14 protein-coding genes and 2 pseudogenes are annotated in these 17404 nt (G+C 60.8%); 10 read left to right on the top strand and 6 right to left on the bottom strand.

The features are described from left to right. Positions 1 to 1065 precede the first annotated feature (1065 nt). Positions 1066 to 2079 (bottom strand): glycosyltransferase family 2 protein, encoded by a 1014-nt coding sequence (locus tag HAP41_RS32850; RefSeq protein ID WP_063982345.1) that lies wholly within the window; start codon positions 2077 to 2079, stop codon positions 1066 to 1068. A gap of 1389 nt (positions 2080 to 3468) precedes the next feature. Here HAP41_RS32850 and tnpA point away from each other — a divergent pair. Genes tnpA through HAP41_RS32825 form a run of 4 tightly spaced genes read left to right on the top strand, consistent with a single transcriptional unit; the run spans position 3469 to position 6454 of the window. Further along, positions 3469 to 3891 carry an IS66-like element accessory protein TnpA gene (gene tnpA, locus HAP41_RS32840; RefSeq protein ID WP_166055731.1) on the top strand — a complete coding sequence of 141 codons (423 nt, stop codon included), beginning with the start codon at positions 3469 to 3471 and terminating at the stop codon, positions 3889 to 3891. After that, positions 3885 to 4238, top strand: a complete 354-nt coding sequence (tnpB, locus tag HAP41_RS32835; protein WP_166065968.1) for an IS66 family insertion sequence element accessory protein TnpB — start codon at positions 3885 to 3887, stop codon at positions 4236 to 4238. The genes tnpA and tnpB overlap by 7 nt, the downstream gene beginning before the upstream one ends. A 51-nt stretch (positions 4239 to 4289) precedes the next feature. Further along, positions 4290 to 5855, top strand: coding sequence for an IS66 family transposase (gene tnpC / locus HAP41_RS32830; protein WP_166086948.1), 1566 nt, complete (start codon positions 4290 to 4292; stop codon positions 5853 to 5855). After that, positions 5852 to 6454, top strand: coding sequence for a plasmid pRiA4b ORF-3 family protein (locus HAP41_RS32825; protein WP_166055583.1), 603 nt, complete (start codon positions 5852 to 5854; stop codon positions 6452 to 6454). The genes tnpC and HAP41_RS32825 overlap by 4 nt, the downstream gene beginning before the upstream one ends. 362 nt (positions 6455 to 6816) lie before the next feature. On the opposite strand, the gene HAP41_RS50785 is transcribed toward HAP41_RS32825, so the two are convergent. Then, entirely contained in the window at positions 6817 to 7059 is a 243-nt protein-coding gene (locus HAP41_RS50785; RefSeq protein ID WP_063982346.1) for a DUF6894 family protein, read from the bottom strand. Positions 7060 to 7813: 754 nt separating this feature from the next. Further along, positions 7814 to 7963, bottom strand: coding sequence for a hypothetical protein (locus HAP41_RS32815; RefSeq protein WP_166091055.1), 150 nt, complete (start codon positions 7961 to 7963; stop codon positions 7814 to 7816). Positions 7964 to 8151: 188 nt separating this feature from the next. Here HAP41_RS32815 and HAP41_RS32810 point away from each other — a divergent pair, with 188 nt between their 5' ends. Continuing rightward, on the top strand, positions 8152 to 9495 hold the full coding sequence (locus tag HAP41_RS32810; RefSeq protein WP_166091063.1) for an IS1380 family transposase: 1344 nt from the start codon (positions 8152 to 8154) through the stop codon (positions 9493 to 9495). 856 nt (positions 9496 to 10351) lie between these two features. Here HAP41_RS32810 and HAP41_RS32805 read toward each other — a convergent pair. Beyond that, on the bottom strand, positions 10352 to 10549 hold the full coding sequence (locus HAP41_RS32805; RefSeq protein WP_063982347.1) for a hypothetical protein: 198 nt from the start codon (positions 10547 to 10549) through the stop codon (positions 10352 to 10354). Positions 10550 to 10873: 324 nt separating this feature from the next. On the opposite strand from HAP41_RS32805, the pseudogene HAP41_RS32800 reads away from it, so the two are divergent. Continuing rightward, positions 10874 to 11176, top strand: a pseudogene (locus HAP41_RS32800) (transposase); the annotation flags it as partial. A gap of 99 nt (positions 11177 to 11275) precedes the next feature. Here the strand turns inward: HAP41_RS32800 and istB are convergent. Next, on the bottom strand, positions 11276 to 12037 hold the full coding sequence (gene istB, locus HAP41_RS32795; RefSeq protein ID WP_166091074.1) for an IS21-like element helper ATPase IstB: 762 nt from the start codon (positions 12035 to 12037) through the stop codon (positions 11276 to 11278). Positions 12038 to 12053: 16 nt separating this feature from the next. Next, the gene (gene istA, locus HAP41_RS32790) at positions 12054 to 13595 is read right to left on the bottom strand and encodes an IS21 family transposase (RefSeq protein WP_166091080.1); all 1542 of its coding nucleotides are present in this window, start codon (positions 13593 to 13595) and stop codon (positions 12054 to 12056) included. Between the two features lie 94 nt (positions 13596 to 13689). On the opposite strand from istA, the pseudogene HAP41_RS32785 reads away from it, so the two are divergent. The 4 genes and pseudogenes from HAP41_RS32785 to HAP41_RS32770 form a co-directional block, all read left to right on the top strand. After that, positions 13690 to 14240 (top strand): annotated as a pseudogene (locus HAP41_RS32785) (IS5 family transposase); the annotation flags it as partial. A gap of 71 nt (positions 14241 to 14311) precedes the next feature. Next, complete coding sequence (locus HAP41_RS32780; RefSeq protein ID WP_166091088.1) at positions 14312 to 14485, top strand: hypothetical protein; 174 nt, start codon at positions 14312 to 14314, stop codon at positions 14483 to 14485. 633 nt (positions 14486 to 15118) lie between these two features. Beyond that, positions 15119 to 16207 (top strand): recombinase RecA, encoded by a 1089-nt coding sequence (recA, locus tag HAP41_RS32775; RefSeq protein WP_014494106.1) that lies wholly within the window; start codon positions 15119 to 15121, stop codon positions 16205 to 16207. A gap of 93 nt (positions 16208 to 16300) precedes the next feature. Continuing rightward, positions 16301 to 17296, top strand: coding sequence for a hypothetical protein (locus HAP41_RS32770; RefSeq protein WP_166091097.1), 996 nt, complete (start codon positions 16301 to 16303; stop codon positions 17294 to 17296). Positions 17297 to 17404: the final 108 nt, after the last annotated feature.

Here is a 17404-nt window from a genome sequence, read left to right as displayed (position 1 = left end):
CGACGAGAATTCCAAGGCCGCCGCTTGCAGGTTGGGCAATCGCAGACCTGGACGCGGAGCGCCGTTGAACCAGGTCAATCATAGCTGCCTTTACGGACGGTCTCGATCCGCCTTGCATCCTCCTACACCTGTGGCGGCGTCACCCTTCCTTCGTCTCTCGTCAGGGCGGCCAGCCTGTCCAATTGGCTAGCCACGCCAGTGAGGCTCCGGGCGATGTTCTTCAACAGGAAGGCCCTGTCCGCCGAAACCCCGGATGCTTGAGAGAGGACCTTGTAATGATTTGCGAGTTCCTCGCATTTAGCAGCGTCGATCATAATTGAGCCCATCTATGAAACAGGTCAACAGCTCAACCCTAATACGGTTCCCACGCGGGGCGCTGACGACCCTTGGCGTTGCAATGCCTCGCATCCTACCACAGCTATTCGTCGTCAGGTTGTGTTCTGCGCCACAAATCGCGTCACTCCCGGAATCAAAGGCCACCACGCCAGGAAACAGGCTCGTCCCTGAAGACGGCCCCGGCCGGTGGGACTTGATAGGGGTGAAGGCCGGGGCCGCTTGGGGATGCTTGGCCCTTGGCAAAGACCAAGCGAATCCGAGTTTAGTCGACCCTCACCGCGCCTCTGTTCGTTTCAGCACATAATTGCCAAATTTTCCTGCCCCGCATTCGCATGCGCAAATGCATCTCGAGGGCCGGTACGGTTTCCTTATCGTCTTGGATTGGCAGACCACGGAGACGTGCGTATTGCCTGACCGGCACCGTCGCAGGGCAGATTTTTTCATTCGGATGGGTGGCATCGGTTGGATGATGTCCGACCGAGAGCGCAAGGGCCTGGCGATCATCGAAACAGCTGCGCCCGATGTCTATGCGGGCGCGCGGCAGTCAAGTCCGCCGCATTGCCAAAAATTCCCGCGACCGATGGGCCGCGGCATACTCCCGTCCGGCTTCCTCGGTGCGCTCCGGATCGGGAGACGGGAGCGGCTTTGGGAGGGACTGATTTTCGGTCACCTATCTCGGTGTCTCAAACGCAGCTGTGGCAACTCTGACACCGGGACTGCCGAATGAGCTCACAGGAAATCCGTGCAATGAGCGATCCCCGGTAAGGTTGCAATCGCACCCGGTGCGCGCGCCCAGGCTCGGATCGCCAGGTTGGCCGCCTTCAAAACCGAGGGGCGCAAGATTTGAAGCGCATCGCGGATCGTTGCGCTCAGGGGCTGCTGACGGATCCGTGTGCGCAGCCGGGCAACCCGCAATGCACGCACCATCGTTTCAGGATCGGGAAGTCCGCGCTTATCCTCCAGAAGGCTCCAGGCGAGGTGCTTGAGTTCGATGGTCTCCTGGTCAATCTGAGGGAACGATCCCAATGCCGTGATGCTCGCGTGGTTGGTCGTGTCGTAGAACACAAGACCGTCGTCGATCGCCACCATGTCGCCCTGGCAGGCGAGATCGAGAAAGAACAGTTGGTCCACGCCCCAACTGATCGACTTGTAGTTTCGCATCAGGCAACCGGCCCGGATGACCTTGCCGTTGATCAGCAGGGTCGACGGGACAATCCCAAGCAATCGGGTCTTGCCCGCCAGATAGAGATCCGCCAGGCACTGCTGGCCCGAATACAGATAAACTTGGCGTCCTCGCCGGTACCTTATGCCGCTGTCCTGAACGAGATGAGATGTGGAGGTCATGAACGCAGCGGCGGGGTACGTCCTCGCCAATTCCGCAAAAGTCGCAAGCGATCCTGGCGTGAGCCAGTCGTCGTCGTGCAGCACTTTGATCCAGTCGCCGCGACATGCGAGCATCGCGTTGTTGGTATTCTCAACCTGGCCGCGGCCGCGGTGGTTCTCGATAACGCGAATGCGCGGGTCGCTCCGCGCGTGCTCGGACAGGATGCTCCAAGTCGCGCCTTCCGGACCTTCGTCGTCGCTGATCACCATTTCCCAGTCGGCGTGCTCCTGCTGCAGCACGCTTTCAATCGCGCGGCGCACCATCTCCGGTCGGCGGAAGGTGGGTATTGCCACCGAAATGAATGGGCGGTGTTCCGAACTCTGGGAGCTATCGAACCGCTCGGCGTACAATTGATCCATTCATCGTACCTCGTTGATCGAAGCGGTCGTGGCTGGAAGTGGCAGACCCTTCTTCGGTTTGAGCCTGTTCGCAGAGCATCTTGAATCGAACCGAGCGAACGAGGCGCGTGAATGCTAGGGAGACGATCTCGATGCGGTCATCGTCCATTCGCATGAACTTTGTTCCCGCAGGCCGCGACGTTTCGAAGCGGCCGCTTGTCCGCCTTGGTGAAAGAGTGTTCTGGTTCCCCTCGGTTTCTGTCGCCGCAGCAGCCGCGCCAACGCGGTGACGGATCAAGACGGGGGCGGCCAATCGAGGCGGCGTTGGTTCAGTTTCTTGCGGAGCGCCTGAAGGATTTCGCGAAGCTCTGCCGCGTTGCTTCTTTCCAAGAGGGAAGCGAGGCGCGAGCGTGATGGCGTTTTCAATCACCGGTAGATTGCCAAGGGCCGCTCGGTGACAGGTGGAGGGTGACTGCGTCCTGCCGCGACGTGCTGTCTCACCTCACGACAATTGAACGACTTCAAATCCGGCCACGGCTCGTTTCAAAATCGGACAGTGAGGTCGGAAACAGACCACGCCCAAACCCGGGTGCTGTCCCAATTGGGACACTCGGAACATCAAGTCGGGACAGGTTGCTTGTTGGGCTTCAGAAGCAAGAACGCCGTCCGCTTAAATGAAGCGCGGACGGCGGCTTTCCAGCCCCGGGAGGGAAATTGTAAAATCCCGATATCGTTTTGTCTGCACGTCCCGTGCCAAGGTTCATCGGGCCAGCCGCAGAAATTGGGAAAACCTTCATCCTCAAGCGTTGATGCCGCCAACGCGAATGACCACGCCGGGACAGAATCCGGATCTGTGCCGGCAACGCGATACCTCAGGCGCGTCTGCTTCTAGGCTGGCTTGGGCGGTTGAAGCCCCGGCGATCTCAGCCACTCGCTCATGTGCGAGCCGGTCTCAGCCTGTCTGGCTTTGCGGAGGAGGTCCTCTCGTTGAGGACCGTGAGGGAGGGCTTTAGCTTGTTCGCGGAGGCGTTTCGCTTCTCCGGCAAGTCGTTCTTCCAGTGACACGGTCTGCGTGAAACGACGGCGCTGCTTCATGACACAACCTCGTCTTTACGGGTCCTAACCGCAGGGTTTGAGTTCAAGTGAACTTAATATGCAGACGAGCCACCTTCAGTTCCAAAGTGAACTTTTCAAAATCAAGCCGCTTCGAAGTTCGCTTTGGACCAGGAGGTTGGCCCAGCACCAAAATCCCAGCGCTGTCCTAATTAGGACAACGGGACTGTCGGATTAGGACATCAATAAAAACGCCGCCCGCTTAAATAGTAAGCGTAGCGCCGAGGCCCGTCTGATTGTTTGTGCGGAGTCTTGAGAGCACCGTTAGAAGAGTCATCTTCTGGAAGGGTGCTCACAATGGACGACCATTCTGACGACATAAGACGACCGTTGTCACCGCGTATTGAAGTGTTCGCTGGCGCAGGTCGAAAGCGCTGGCCGGATGATTTGAAGGCGCAGATTGCGGCGGAAAGCCTCGAACCGGGGGCGGTTGTAACAGACGTCGCTCGTCGCCATGGCTGCCGGCCCCAGCAGGTGCATGATTGGCGGCGCCGGGCGCGTTTGGGCCAGTTGGTATTGCCGGCGTCGGCGGACACGCTGTCGTTCGTGCCGGTGGTGTCGGAATTAGCGTTGCCTGCGGCCGCAGAGCCCTCCGGTTCGCCGGAAGCAGCCATTGTTACGGTTGAGTTCCAGGGCGCGCGCGTGGAGGTGCGCGGGGCGCCTGGCCTTGCTGCGTTGAGCGATGTGTTCATTGCGCTGCGACGGACACGTTCATGCTGACGATGCCGGCGAGCCTCATGATCTACGTGGCGACGCAACCTGTGGACTTCAGGAAGGGTGCAGAGGGCTTGGCGCTGCTGGCGAAGGATACGCTGGGCCATGACCCGATGAAGGGCGTGGCGGTGGTGTTCCGTGCGAAGCGCGCCGATCGGGTGAAGATCGTCGTCTGGGATGGCAGCGGCCTTGTGATGTACTGGAAGCGGCTCGATGGCAGCGGCTTCAAATGGCCACCCATCGTGGCCGGTGTGATGCGGATGAATGGGGCCCAGCTGTCAGCACTGCTGGCCGGCATGGATTGGACGCGCATGCACGCGCCTCGGATCCCGCAGCCGAAAGCGCTTGCGTAAAAATGCAAATCATCGCTGCATCGTGACGCGAAGCATGGCAAGCTCGGGCCAATGAGTGATTTGCCTGATGAGCTACCGAGCGATCCAGCCGAGTTGCGTGCCTTTGCCGCGGCTCTGCTGGATCGCTGCGCCCGGCTCGAGCGGTTGCTCAAGCTTGCGAAAGATGCGCAGTTCGGTCGGTCCTCGGAAAAGCTGGACGCTGATCAGCTGCAGCTTGTTCTGGAGGATATCGATCAGGCCGTTGCGGCTCTCGAAGCCGCCGAGAATCGTGCCAATCCCAAAACAGGCGAGAAGAGAGCTGCCGCGCGCAGAGCCAACCGTGGTCAGCTGCCGGAGCATTTGCCGCGCGTCATCGAGACTATGATGCCGGCCGAGAGCTGCTGCCCGTCTTGTAAGGGCAACCTCTTCGAGATTGGTCAGGATGAGAGCCAGAGGCTCGACGTCGTTCCGGCGCAGTATCGCGTCATCATCACCCGCCGTCCCAAGCTGGCCTGCCGCGCCTGTCATGGCGTCGTCCTGCAGCACGCGGCTCCCGAGCGATTGATCAGGGGAGGATTGCCCACCGAGCGGCTGGTCGCGCATGTGATCGATGCCAAGTATCACTGGCATTTGCCGCTTTACCGCCAGGCGCAGATGCTGGCGACGCACGGAATAGCGCTGGATCGTTCCACGCTCGCCTTCTGGGTCGGCTATGCCGCCCAGGAATTGAAGCCCGTGTGGCATCGTCTGCGCCAGCTTCTGCTCGCCTCCTCGAAGCTCTGTGTCGATGAGACCCCGGCGCCGGTGCTGGATCCGGGGCGCGGCAGAACAAAAACCGGCTACTTCTGGGCGCTGTCACGCGATGACAGGCCTTGGGCCGGACCTGATCCGCCTGGGGTAGTCTATGCCTATGCACCGGGCCGCGGCGCCGTTCATGGCTTGCGGCTGCTGGAGGGCTATCGCGGCATCATCCACTGCGACGGCTATCAGGCTTACAAGACCATGACCCGAGAGACGCGTGCGGACGCCCTGTCCGGGACGCTCGCCTTCTGCTGGTCGCATCTGCGGCGCCAGTTTGTGAAGATCGAGCGGGAGGCTGCGCCTGCGCCAGCTCCGGTTGCCCGCGAGGCTCTTGAGCGCATCGCCCAGCTTTACGCGGTCGAGAAGGCCCTCCGCGGCCGATCTGCGGACGAGCGCCGTGCTGGCCGACAAGCGCATACCCGGCCTCTGGTTGCAGCCTTGAAGCAGTGGTTTGAGGCCAAGCTCGATCACCTTGCGCAGAAGAGCGACACGGCGAAGGCTTTGCGCTATGCACTACGTCATTGGGACGGCCTGACGCTCTATCTTGATGATGGGCGCATCGAAATGGACACGAATGCTGTCGAGCGTGCGATGCGACCGATCAAGCTCAACGCCAAGAACTCTCTTTTTGCCGGTTGCGACGAAGGCGCCGGGAATTGGGCATTGCTGGCTTCGCTCATTGAGACCTGTAAGCTCAATGGCTTCAGTGCCGAGCACTGGCTCGCTGACGTTCTCGCCAAGCTCGTCAATGGTTGGCCTGCAGCGCGACTGGACGAACTGCTTCCCTGGGCGTCGACCTATACGATGCATACACGCGATCCGAGGCTGGCGGCATGAGCCTGAACACGACCGCGGTCCGGATCAAGGTGACCCTCAAGGATGTGAAGCCGGAGGTGATGCGTCGCCTTGTCGTACCCGTCACCCTGCGCCTTGATCGGCTGCATCTGACGCTTCAGGAGGCATTCGGCTGGACGAACAGTCACCTCTTCGAGTTCTTTGCTGGTGAGGCACATTGGGGGATTCCCGACCCCGACAATGATTACGGTCACCAGCCCATGGATGCCCGCAAAGCGCGGCTGTGCGATATCGTTCGCGAGACCGGCGCCAAGACGATCCACTATCTCTATGACTTCGGCGACAGCTGGGACCATGTGATCAAGCTCGAAAAATGGTTCGAGAACACCACGACGGAGGGGCTTCCCTTCCTGCTCGAGGCCGCCGGTCGTTGTCCTCCGGAAGACGTCGGCGGTGCGCCAGGCTATGCCGAATACCTCGCCGCCATCAGCGACCCCGCCCATCCCGAGCACGGACACATGCGCCTCTGGGGCCCGGAGCGGTTCGATCCCAACGTCGTCGACCGGAAGGCACTCGAAGCCGCCGTCAACGCGTTGTCCGACACAAGGAAGCCGCGGCGACGCGCCACGCGAACAAAATAGGCGTCAAGCGCCATTCAAAAGGGCCGCAGAGCTACGCTTACCTTAAATATCGCGCGGGCGGCGGCTTTCCAGCCCCGGAGAGGTGGATGCAAAACCCCGGTGACGATGAGTGTGCACAACCTGTGCCAAGGTTTTATGTCACGTTGCGGGACGCCGCAGCGGGGACCGGGCCACCACGTACCGCGAATTTCTGAGAATCAGTATTGTCTCGAAGAAAGAACGTCGTGGGGGCAGTACTTGTTACGGGATTGCCGAAGGACTATTCGCCTGTCTAGCCAGATTATCGGCCTTTGACGCGAGCTTTCGGCTGATTGCGAAGACGACGTCTTCAAGTGAAAGAGGCCGCCACTGAGGCGGCGTTATCATTGCTTGCTGAAAATCCTGGAATTGAAAATGGCGGTGACTTCGAGAACACGGCCAGTTCCGTTACGAACTTCCACCGCGAAATGCTGGCCCGTCGAACCTTCCATGACCGCATCGCGGGCGGCATCGACAAGTGCGCCGAGCGCCATATCGTGTGCCGCCTCGGCGTCCAGCAGTTCGACGCCATCTTTGTCCTGCGAGAAGATGCCATCCGACCTGAGGTCGAAAAAATACTGAGCCATTGATGCTCAGCTTACTTCGGTGCCTGCAAACCCGAGGAATTGACCCACTCTTCGAGGTGACATGCAGTGTCAGCCTGACGGGCTTTCCTCAGCATATCATCCTTCAGAACGCCTGGCGAAAGCTCTGCCGCCCGGGTGCGGATATCGTCAGCGAAGACCCGCAGCCTGTCCTGAAGAGATACGGATTGTCTGATGCGTTGCCGTCTTTGCAAGGCGCTGCTCCCTGTTCGAGGGGGCGGGAGCGCTGTGATGGAGCGTTCTCGTCACCGATGGTAGCCACGATCCGGGCGGTGATGGTGAAAGTGTGCGCTCGGATCAGGGGATTAGCGAGTCCTCAATTTGTCCCGCCATTCGGAACTTTTACGAATTAGGACACTGACGAATTCAACTTGGGACACAACGGCTCAAATGCGGACAGCACGCTCCGCCGCAACTAAGCGCCATGTTATTGAGCTGGGCGTGTCGCCAAAGCAGAAAGAACGGGCGCGGCATGGATCCGGCGAGCATCTTCAAGATGATCTATCGGGATCAACCAGTCGGTACGGAGGGGCTTCCTTGGCGGAAGGAAGACTTCACGAAACGAAAGAGGCCGCCAACCGAGGCGGCCTCACGAGACCCGGCCCATCGCCAACGCGCGCATTGTACGATGGACCGTTCCGGGTGGATGGCGCGAGAGTGTCGCGCCACAGACCGGAATCTCAATCCCTTGGTCGAGAGCCGTTCCCGTCAGGCCGCCTACTGAGGCGGCCTTGCTTCATCCGCCCACAAAGCGGGTTATCGTGACCAGAAATACGAAGCCGATCCCGGTCACGGCGAGGAAGGCGAAAAATACCAGATGCGACACATGCCGAGCTAACCCGGGCGTGCCGCCATGGTTCAGGAGGTCGGCGAGCTCTCCGCCCATCTGGTGGTCTAGGCCGAGGTTGGACGGAGAGCCGCGCGCCGGACCCCCGTCGCATGACAATGCTAGCCCGTCTTATTCGTCAGAGGGCGCCTGAGAGGCTGGCGAGCGTGGTGTAAAGCGCTGATGAAGCGTAGGATTCGGTTGCGAAGCCAACCCCATCACCTTCCACCGCGAGCGCCACGCCCGCCATGACCGATGATACGAGTCTACCCTTCTCGTTTCCAGCCGTTCACGCCAAGAAAGTCACAGCTGCCTTCGATGGCGGTCGGCTGACCTCGAACGGGGGCGTGATGCTTCTTGCGATGGCCGAGCGACGTCTCGGTTTGGCCAACAATTTGGCCCGGGTGTTCCCGGATCGGCGCGATCCGACGCGGGTCGTGCACAGCCTTGTCGATATGTTTCGCGCTCGCATGTTCGCGATCTGCTGCGGCTACGAGGACGCCGATGACCTCGATCATCTGCGGTCCGATCCCGCATTCAAGCTGGCCTGTGGACGGCTACCAGACAGCGGTCGCGATCTGTGTTCCCAACCGACGCTGTCGCGGCTGGAGAATGCTCCCCGCCTGCGCGACGTGATCCGCCTGACCTACACCCTGGTCGATGCATGGATGGATAGCTATCCGTGCGAGCCTGCATCCGTCACGCTCGACATTGACGACACCTGCGATGTCGTCCACGGCCATCAGCAACTCTCGCTGTTCAACGCTCATTATGACGAACGCTGCTTCCTGCCGATCCACGTCTACGACACGGAGAAGAGCCGGCCCGTGGCGGTCGTGCTGCGGCCCGGCAAGACGCCTGGCGGGGTCGAGGTGCGTGCCCATCTGCGCCGCCTGGTGCGGCACATCCGCACGCGATGGCACAAGACGCGAATTACGTTCCGTGGCGACGGGCACTATGCTCGGCCGGAGGCGATGACGTGGTGCGAGAACAACGGCATCGACTACATCTTCGGTCTGTCCGGTACCAGGCCGCTCGCCAGAAAAGTCGACGAGGTCGCCGACGATATCCGCACCCGACGCGCCATCGAGAACCTAGCTGTTCTGCGCGGCTATACCGAGACGCGCCACAAGGCAAAGTCCTGGGATCGCGAACGGCGCACCGTCGCCCGTATTGAGGCGACGATGCTCGGCCTCGACATCCGCTTCGTCGTCACCAGCCTCGATGTCGGCTCGGCCGAGTGGATCTACGACAGCCTGTATTGCGCGCGCGGCCAAGCCGAGAATCTGATCAAGCTGCATAAGACGCAGCTCGCCTCCGATCGCACCAGTTGCCGTTCGGCGCTCGCCAATCAAGTCCGCCTCGTTCTCCATACCGCCGCTTATTGGCTGATGCTGACCGTGCGCGACGCCATTCCCAAAGTCCGGGAATTGGCCACTGCCGAGTTCGCGACGCTGCGTCTTCGGCTCTTGAAAATCGCCGCCCGGGTTGTCGAGACCAAGAGCCGCATTCGCCTTGCGTTCGCCGCGGCATGTCCCGAAGCCGACCTGATCCGCAGCTTGCCCGGCGCGCTGCTGCCGCTCGGTCCTTGACCGGTGGGGCGTCCGCCCGCGTTCACCCAACCCATCCCTCAAGCGCGTTGCAAAGTACCGGTCGTCAGGCGGTGAAAAGCCGAAGGCAATCCTGTGCGCCTCGTCAGCGGAGGTGTGCGGATGCACCAGTCGGACCAAAATACCGCGCTCTCACGAATAGGGCGGGCTAGGAACGTGCCATGACAGTCGTGTGAAACTATCGGCGCCGCTCAGTGGAGATCAGGCCACAAATGAAATGAAAACGCCGCCCGCTTGAAATGAAGCGCAGGCGGCGGCGTTCCAGCCCCGAGAGGGATTAGCAAAATCCCGGATATTGATCAGTCCGAATGGATGACGAGAAGGTTCAACGGCACAACGCGACCAAGCTCAAATGGATGCGTGGCGGCGCTGCGTCGAACTGGGCATTGAAATCCCCCAGCCCAATAGATACGGGCAGGAGACGAGATCGTTTCACACGCGCAGAGGCGGATTAGGGCACTTCTTTTCCGTGGTTCTATGAATGGCGAGCTTGCGCGTTTTTCCCGGAGGGATTGTCGGCTGACAGCGTGGCTGACTTGGAAGGCTACATCGAAATCCTTTTGCGAAAGCTTCGCCGGGAAGCTGGCAAAGAAGCCGCCAACTGAGGCGGCCTTAACCGGTCTTCCGTTCGAGCATCGCCATTTCAACTTGGTCGGCCAGGACTGTAAGATGACTTGCGAGGCGGTCGAATAGTTCGCGCTTAGCGGCGTCGGTCGCGGATGAGAGCGCACTCCGCCGCGTCCTTCCGCAGCTTCTCAAGTTGAACCAGATGATCTTGCATGGCCCGCTGGCCCGCTGGCCCGCTGTTTCGAGAACCAGCGGAGTCAACGCGACGGGCTTACTTCGGCGGCTGCAAGCCGGATGATTTCAACCATTCCTCAATGCGGGCGGCGACATCGGATTCGTGGGCCTTCTTCAAAAGAGCCTCTTGCTCTGGGGCCGCCTGCAATTGTTCTGCCTTTTCTCGCGCTAGTCTGGCTTCCTTGATGAGCCGCTCTCCAAGCACTCTATCCGGTTTGAATCGGAAGCGCTTCATGACTTCCTCCTGTCACAAAGTTCGCTCTGCTTAAAATTTTCAAGGGGCACAGAAGTTCTACGAAACTCTACACCTCATGTTCGCTTAGCGGAACACATTCGTTTGCGGTCCGTTCTTCAAATCCAAATCGGGCCACCGCGAAAATCAAACTAGGCCACCGCGCTCGGAAACCAGGCCAGCATCCGGGTACTGCCGAAATAGGCCACTCGGGATTGCAAAGTAGGCCACTGGTAGGAACTAAGTGTCTGTTCCAAAACATGTTGAGTCGAATGAATCGGTTGTGATTCAAGGTGAGCGGCCTGATTCGATGGGGACGCGCCGCCAATGTGGACTACCGAGAACCGTGCACGCTACGACCGCAGCCGCCTGCGCTATCCGAGCGACTTGACCGACGAGGAGTGGGCGCTGATCGCGCCTCGCATCCCGCCGGCCAAGCGCGGCGGCAACAAGCGTACGGTGGACCTGCGCGAGATTGCCAACGGGCTGATGTACATCCTGAGCACAGGTTGCCAGTGGCGCGCGATCCCCAAGGACCTGCCGCCGCGCTCGACGCTGTATGGCTACTTCGATCTGTGGAGCTGGAACGGCACGCTCGATAAAATTCATCACGCCCTCTATGTCGAATGTTGCATATTTCAGTGATCGTGAGCAGCGATTTCGCGCGATCATGAGCGCCGAATTCAGACGATCGTGAGCAGCCTCGCTCCGGCCGAGGCGGTGATAGGGTCAGCGTTCTGGCTGCTCGTCAAGGGTGATGGTTTTGGCGTTGCGTTTTCGCATGCTTTCGCCAGCAAGCTGGAGGCGGTGAGCGTTGTGGACGAGGCGATCCAGAATCGCGTCGCCTAGCGTGGGATCTCCGATAACTTCGTGCCATGTGTCCACAGGGAGTTGGCTGGTTACGATGGTGGAGGAGCGGCCATGGCGATCGTCAAGGATTTCCAGTAGATCGCGCCGCTCGGCAGCGGTGAGCACCGACAATCCCCAATCATCCAAAATCAGAACCTGGGCGCGGCCAAGGGTTTTGAGCAAGCGGGCATAACGTCCATCGCCCCGCGCGAGCCCCAACGCTTCGAACAATCTTGGGACGCGGTGATAGAGGACCGAGCGATTATCTCGGCAGGCCTTGTGGCCGAGGGCACAGGCTAACCAACTTTTGCCCAATCCGGTCGCCCCGGTTATGAGCAAATTCTCGTGGCGATCGATCCAGTCGCCGCTGGCGAGCTTGGCGAAGACGGCCCGGTCGATACCCCGCGGCGTGCGCAAATCGACGTCCTCCACGCAGGCATTCTGGCGGAGCGAGGCCAGCTTGAGGCGCGTGGTGAGCCGCCTGGTGTCGCGTTCCGCCGCTTCCCGGTCGATCAGCAGGCCGATGCGATCTTCGAACGGCAAGGCTTCGAGATCAGGCGATCGTCGCTGCTCCTCGAAGGCCTTGGCCATGCCGCTCAAGCCGAGCTCGATCAGGCGTTCGTGGGTGGGATGGTTGAGCATACAGGTCTCCTTGGCTTCAGTGAAAATAATCGCGGCCGCGGATGTTGCCGTGGCGCAGGGGTTGGTGTTCGGAGGGCTCGTCGAGAAAGGTACGATCCAGACCGTTCTGGAGGATGGAGCGGATCGAGGCGACGGATCGCGCCTTGATCAGAATGCCGCGCCGGCAGGCCGCTTCGACGCGCTCCGCGCTGTAGCTTTTGACCAGTGACAGAATGCCGAGGCAGGTGCGAAAGCCTTGCTCGGGATGCGGCCGGGCCGCGATCACGGCCTGGAAGAAGGCGGCGGTCGACGGACCGATCCGCTCGCCGGCGACGATCACTCCGGCGGGCGTCCATTGACCGTAGCGCCGATGGGCGCTGGGCATATGGTCGGCGATGGTGGTGTGGCCCCGCCGGTTGGGCGCGCGGGCGTGGCTGGCGATCCTGCGGCCGTTGTGGAAGATCTCGACCGTTCTGTCATCGATGCGTGCGTCGACAAGCTCACGGATGAGCCGATACGGCGCGGAATACCAGTGTCCATCGATCTCGATATGATAGTCGGGGCCGATCCGGCATCGCTTCCAGCGTGCGAAAGCGTAAGCCTGGTCCGGCAGCTTTGTAAGCTTGGGCTTGTCGAGCTCGGCGAACAGTTCGGCGCGACTGGCGCCAAAGTCGCGCATCTGCCTTGCATTGAGTTCGACGACGAGTGTTTTGATGGCTGCGTTCAGCTCCGCCAACGAAAAGAAGCGTTGGTTGCGCAGCCGCGCCAGAATCCATCGCTGGGCGACTTGCACCGCAACTTCGACCTTTTCCTTATCTTTTGGGCGCCGCGGCCGGGCTGCGAGAATGGCCGTGCCGTAATGGCTCGCCATCTCGGCATAGGTTCGGTTGAGGCCGGGATCGTGGCGGTCGGGATTGGTGACGGCGGCCTTGAGATTGTCGCAGACTACGAATGTCGGCACGCCGCCGAGGAAGGCGAAAAGATTGATGTGGACCCGGATCCAGTCGGCGAGCCCCTCGCTTGGACAGGCCTCGGCATAGGTATAGTTGGAGGCGCCCATCGCCGCGACGAACAGCTTCATCGACTGCACTTCCCCGTTTGAGGGATCGATGACGTCGATGGTGTCGCCGGCGAAATCCACGAAAACCTTCTCGCCGCCCAGATGCGTCTGCCGCATCGAAGGCCGGGCTCGCCCCTTCCAGGCCTCGTACGTCGTGCAGAACCAGGTGTAGCCGAAGCCATCGGGATGGGTGGCGCGATACTCGTCCCACAGCAGCCGACGGGTCACGTTGCGTCGGCGCAGCTCCTTGTCGACATAGCCCCAGTCGGGAACGGCCCGCTGGGGGCTCTGCGACGCAGGCCTCGGCGCCGGGAAAAGCAGCAGCTCCAGGTCCTCGTCGCTCATTCCGGCCGGCAACGGCCAGTTCAGCCCGGCAGCCCCGGCTCGGCGTAGATAGCTGTGCACGGCGCCGTTGCTGATGCCCAAGGTGCGCGCGATGGCTCGCTCCGGCAAGCCTTGAACATGTTTTAAGCGGAGAACCTCTTTGATCCGGCGCATCGACAATCTCTGGGTGGGCATCGGCCTTCCTCGTTCACTGACGAGGCAGTTCCTAAGCCGGTTGAGTTGTCGGCCGAAGCGGGCTGAGTTGCTGAAAAGCTGCTCACGATCCCGCGAAACATGCATCGAATGTCGCGAAAGGGCCGAGCGCGAGGCTTCTCCCACCGCCGCCATCATCGATAGCCAGAGCGTGAAAAGCGCTGAAAAAGGGGGCCTCATGATCTCCATGGCTACGACGCGGGCAAGAAGATCAAGGGCAAGAAGCGGCACATTCTCGTCGACACGCAAGGCCTCTTGATGCACGCCATCGTGCATGCGGCGGACATCCAGGATCGCGACGGCGGCGTGCTCCTGATGGCAACGTTGTTCGGCCTCTATCCCTTTCTTCTGAAGCTCTACGCCGACGGCGGATATCAAGGGCCACATTTCCAGAAGGGGCTGCGTAGCGCTCTGAAGCGCGTGAACCTCGAAATCGTCAAACGCTCCGATCAGGCTCACCGTTTCGTCGTCTTGCCCAAACGCTGGATCGTCGAGCGTACCTTTGCCTGGCTCGGGCGATGCCGAAGACTGTCCAAAGATTGGGAATGCTTCAATCACAGGGCGCTCGCCTTTCTCAAGCTGGCCTCCATCCGACTCATGCTGCGAAAGCTATGCAATCCAAGGTAATCTTTCCGGACAGACTCTAAGGGATTGCCCGCCCTGTTGCATGTTGTTCCTCCCTCTAAAGGAACAGCCTTATGGCCGACGACAACAATAAAAATCCAAATGAGAAGCAGCCCGGCGAGAATCCGGACGGCAAGTACCATTTCAATCCTGGGAACATGGCCGGGAAGAAGCCCGGGGATCCGGAGCAGACTGCCGAAAACCGTGGCGAGCAGCCGCACGAGGACAAAGAAAAACCCGCCGGTTAGATGCCGGCCACTCGCAGATGCGAAGTAGGGCCACTATAGGACCGCACCGGACGGCGGCTTTATGGCCGGCCACTCACCGAAGAAAAATGGGAATGGATTGTTTATCCCAGGATCGGGCAAGGAGATCGCTTCGCAGGAATGGCTCCCACTAGAGCGGCCTCAAAGGGAGCGCGGGCCTACATCGATGAGAAGCTGGATGGAAAAGAGGCCGCCAACTGAGGCGGCCTCAAATCATCAGGATCAGCCAGACGATTAGGCCGGTGTTGATGGCGCCTACCGCGACAATGCCCGCCTGGATGAGCCGCTCGATCATGGTTCACCCTCCACAATCTAGAGGGGTAAGCATGCGTCCGGTTAGAATTGGCGTCTATGCAGATCGTGCCAAAACCGGGAAACTTCGGTAATATATGACGGCGTGTTCCGCCCGTGAATACACCGTATGGTTGCCCAGAACAAAACAGGCCACGTGTCATTTCAAACCAGGGCAATGTCGCCGGAAACAGGCCAGCGCCAAAATCCGCGAAAGAACATATTGCGAACTTGGAACAAATGGGGTACATTACTTTTATCGCCGGCCCGCCCCGCCAATCGTTTGTCCCTCTAGCGAATCCTCGCCATAAGGAGCACGACCCAATGTCCAACACTGCCCTGCGTATCGTCGAAGGATCTTCCATGGACAAGAGTAAAGCTCTGGCCGCCGCGCTCTCCCAGATCGAGCGCCAGTTCGGCAAGGGCTCGGTGATGAAGCTCGGCAAGAACGACCGGTCGATGGATGTCGAGGCGGTGTCCTCGGGTTCCCTCGGGCTCGACATTGCGCTCGGGATCGGTGGTCTGCCGAAGGGGCGCGTCGTGGAAATCTACGGGCCGGAATCCTCGGGCAAGACCACGCTGGCGCTGCACACGGTGGCGGAAGCGCAGAAGAAGGGCGGAATCTGCGCCTTCATCGACGCCGAGCACGCGCTCGACCCGGTCTATGCGCGCAAGCTGGGCGTCAACATCGACGAGCTCCTGATTTCGCAGCCGGACACGGGCGAGCAGGCGCTGGAGATCTGCGACACACTGGTGCGCTCGGGTGCGGTGGACGTGCTGGTGGTCGATTCGGTCGCGGCTCTGGTGCCGAAGGCCGAGCTCGAGGGCGAGATGGGCGACGCGCTGCCGGGTCTCCAGGCCCGTCTGATGAGCCAGGCGCTGCGCAAGCTGACGGCCTCCATCAACAAATCCAACACCATGGTGATCTTCATCAACCAGATCCGCATGAAGATCGGTGTGATGTACGGCTCGCCGGAAACCACGACCGGCGGCAACGCGCTGAAATTCTATGCCTCCGTCCGTCTCGACATCCGCCGCATCGGCGCGATCAAGGAGCGCGACGAAGTGGTCGGCAACACCACGCGCGTCAAGGTGGTGAAGAACAAGCTGGCGCCGCCGTTCAAGCAGGTCGAATTCGACATCATGTACGGCGAGGGCGTCTCCAAGATGGGCGAGATCCTCGATCTCGGCGTCAAGGCCGGCATCGTCGAAAAGTCCGGCGCCTGGTTCTCCTACGACAGCCAGCGCCTCGGCCAGGGCCGCGAGAACTCGAAAGCGTTTTTGAAGGCCAACCCTGACATCACCGCCAAGATCGAGACCTCGATCCGCCAGAACTCCGGCCTGATTGCCGAGCAGATTCTCGCCGGCACCCCCGAGCGCGACGCCGACGGCGAGGAGCCGGCGGACGAGTAAGACCTAACGCGAAAAATTTTCGCGAGGAGCGGGCGCTGAGGACGTTGAGTTGCCGACGTCGTCAGTGCCCGTTTCGTTTTGGGGGCGTTCGCGATGAAACGCGTGATCCTGACCAGTTCGTCCGGCGTCGGTCTTGCCCATGCGGATCGCGCCGACATGGTCGTGCCGTTCATCTTTCGCTTCGTTTCGGGGCCACTGCCTACCTCGCATCACCTCGAGCAATACCTGACGGGAGGCTATGTCAGAGGCGATCCGGAGGTGCGTTGGTCCGATCTTGTTGGCCGGTTGCCTCAGACCGGTCTCGCCCACAAGGAGACAGGCCTGATTTGGTTTTGCGAGACCTATGGCGTCGATCTCATCGAGCTGTGGTTCGACCCTGAGCCCAATAGTCAGTTGCAACTGATCTGGATCCTCGATTATTTGCGGTCCCATCCATCGATCACCGATCGTCTGAGATTGCGACGTGTCAATTTCGACCTGCGCGGAGCGGACGGCACGGCGCTTCGCGATCGTATGGTGCGGGAGTTGGAGGTCGCGGACTGCGACTTCGAGATCGCTAACATGGCCTGGGAAGCCTACCGGGCGCCAACGCCGGAGCTCTGTTTCGGATTGCTCGGCAGGGATTTCCCCAGGCTGCCCTTCCTGAAGCCTGCGATGGAACAATTGCTGGCAGAACTGCCATCACCAATCACCGGACTAGGTACGACGGAAGCACGGCTTCTCGACCTGATTGCGCGGGGGCACAACCGTACCAAGGAGCTGTTTCAACCGGACGGTCCGCTGCAAACGCGCGTGTTCGATCAATGGGAATTGGGCCCGCTGCTCGAAGGGCTTGGGTCCGGCCCAATGCCGGTGATCACGGGTCTCGATCCGAAACTCGCGACGCTGGCCCCGCACGATGCGCGAGGCCGCAACGCCGCCTTTCGCCGAAGCCGGCTATCGCTCACCGAATTTGGGGAAGCGGTCCTTGAAGGCCGGGAGGATTTCCTCCGTCGCAACCCGATTCGGCGCTGGTGGGGTGGTACGCTTCTCACCAACGAACGGCTTTGGCGGTGGGACCGAAAGAACCGTTCGCTCGTTGCACCCTAGATACGCGTTCGGGGCCGTACGGTGGGCCAAGGCGCGCAAGCGCCGTGCCCACCATATTCCAACGCGCACAAAGGTGGTGGGCACGCTTCCGCCTTCGCTCTTCGAGCT

It is taken from the genome of Bradyrhizobium barranii subsp. apii (genome assembly GCF_011516635.5).
In the GTDB taxonomy this organism is placed as follows: domain Bacteria; phylum Pseudomonadota; class Alphaproteobacteria; order Rhizobiales; family Xanthobacteraceae; genus Bradyrhizobium; species Bradyrhizobium barranii.
Note: the sequence above shows the minus strand (reverse complement) of the source record. Positions and strands in the feature narration are given on the sequence as shown.

Excerpts from the sequence above, each read along its gene's own strand:
- HAP41_RS32850 (WP_063982345.1), bottom strand. The coding sequence starts at position 2,079 with ATGGATCAATTGTACGCCGAGCGGTTCGATAGCTCCCAGAGTTCGGAA.
- tnpA (WP_166055731.1), top strand. The coding sequence starts at position 3,469 with ATGGACGACCATTCTGACGACATAAGACGACCGTTGTCACCGCGTATT.
- tnpB (WP_166065968.1), top strand. The coding sequence starts at position 3,885 with ATGCTGACGATGCCGGCGAGCCTCATGATCTACGTGGCGACGCAACCT.
- tnpC (WP_166086948.1), top strand. The coding sequence starts at position 4,290 with ATGAGTGATTTGCCTGATGAGCTACCGAGCGATCCAGCCGAGTTGCGT.
- HAP41_RS32825 (WP_166055583.1), top strand. The coding sequence starts at position 5,852 with ATGAGCCTGAACACGACCGCGGTCCGGATCAAGGTGACCCTCAAGGAT.
- HAP41_RS50785 (WP_063982346.1), bottom strand. The coding sequence starts at position 7,059 with ATGGCTCAGTATTTTTTCGACCTCAGGTCGGATGGCATCTTCTCGCAG.
- HAP41_RS32815 (WP_166091055.1), bottom strand. The coding sequence starts at position 7,963 with ATGGGCGGAGAGCTCGCCGACCTCCTGAACCATGGCGGCACGCCCGGG.
- HAP41_RS32810 (WP_166091063.1), top strand. The coding sequence starts at position 8,152 with ATGACCGATGATACGAGTCTACCCTTCTCGTTTCCAGCCGTTCACGCC.
- HAP41_RS32805 (WP_063982347.1), bottom strand. The coding sequence starts at position 10,549 with ATGAAGCGCTTCCGATTCAAACCGGATAGAGTGCTTGGAGAGCGGCTC.
- istB (WP_166091074.1), bottom strand. The coding sequence starts at position 12,037 with ATGCTCAACCATCCCACCCACGAACGCCTGATCGAGCTCGGCTTGAGC.
- istA (WP_166091080.1), bottom strand. The coding sequence starts at position 13,595 with ATGCCCACCCAGAGATTGTCGATGCGCCGGATCAAAGAGGTTCTCCGC.
- HAP41_RS32780 (WP_166091088.1), top strand. The coding sequence starts at position 14,312 with ATGGCCGACGACAACAATAAAAATCCAAATGAGAAGCAGCCCGGCGAG.
- recA (WP_014494106.1), top strand. The coding sequence starts at position 15,119 with ATGTCCAACACTGCCCTGCGTATCGTCGAAGGATCTTCCATGGACAAG.
- HAP41_RS32770 (WP_166091097.1), top strand. The coding sequence starts at position 16,301 with ATGAAACGCGTGATCCTGACCAGTTCGTCCGGCGTCGGTCTTGCCCAT.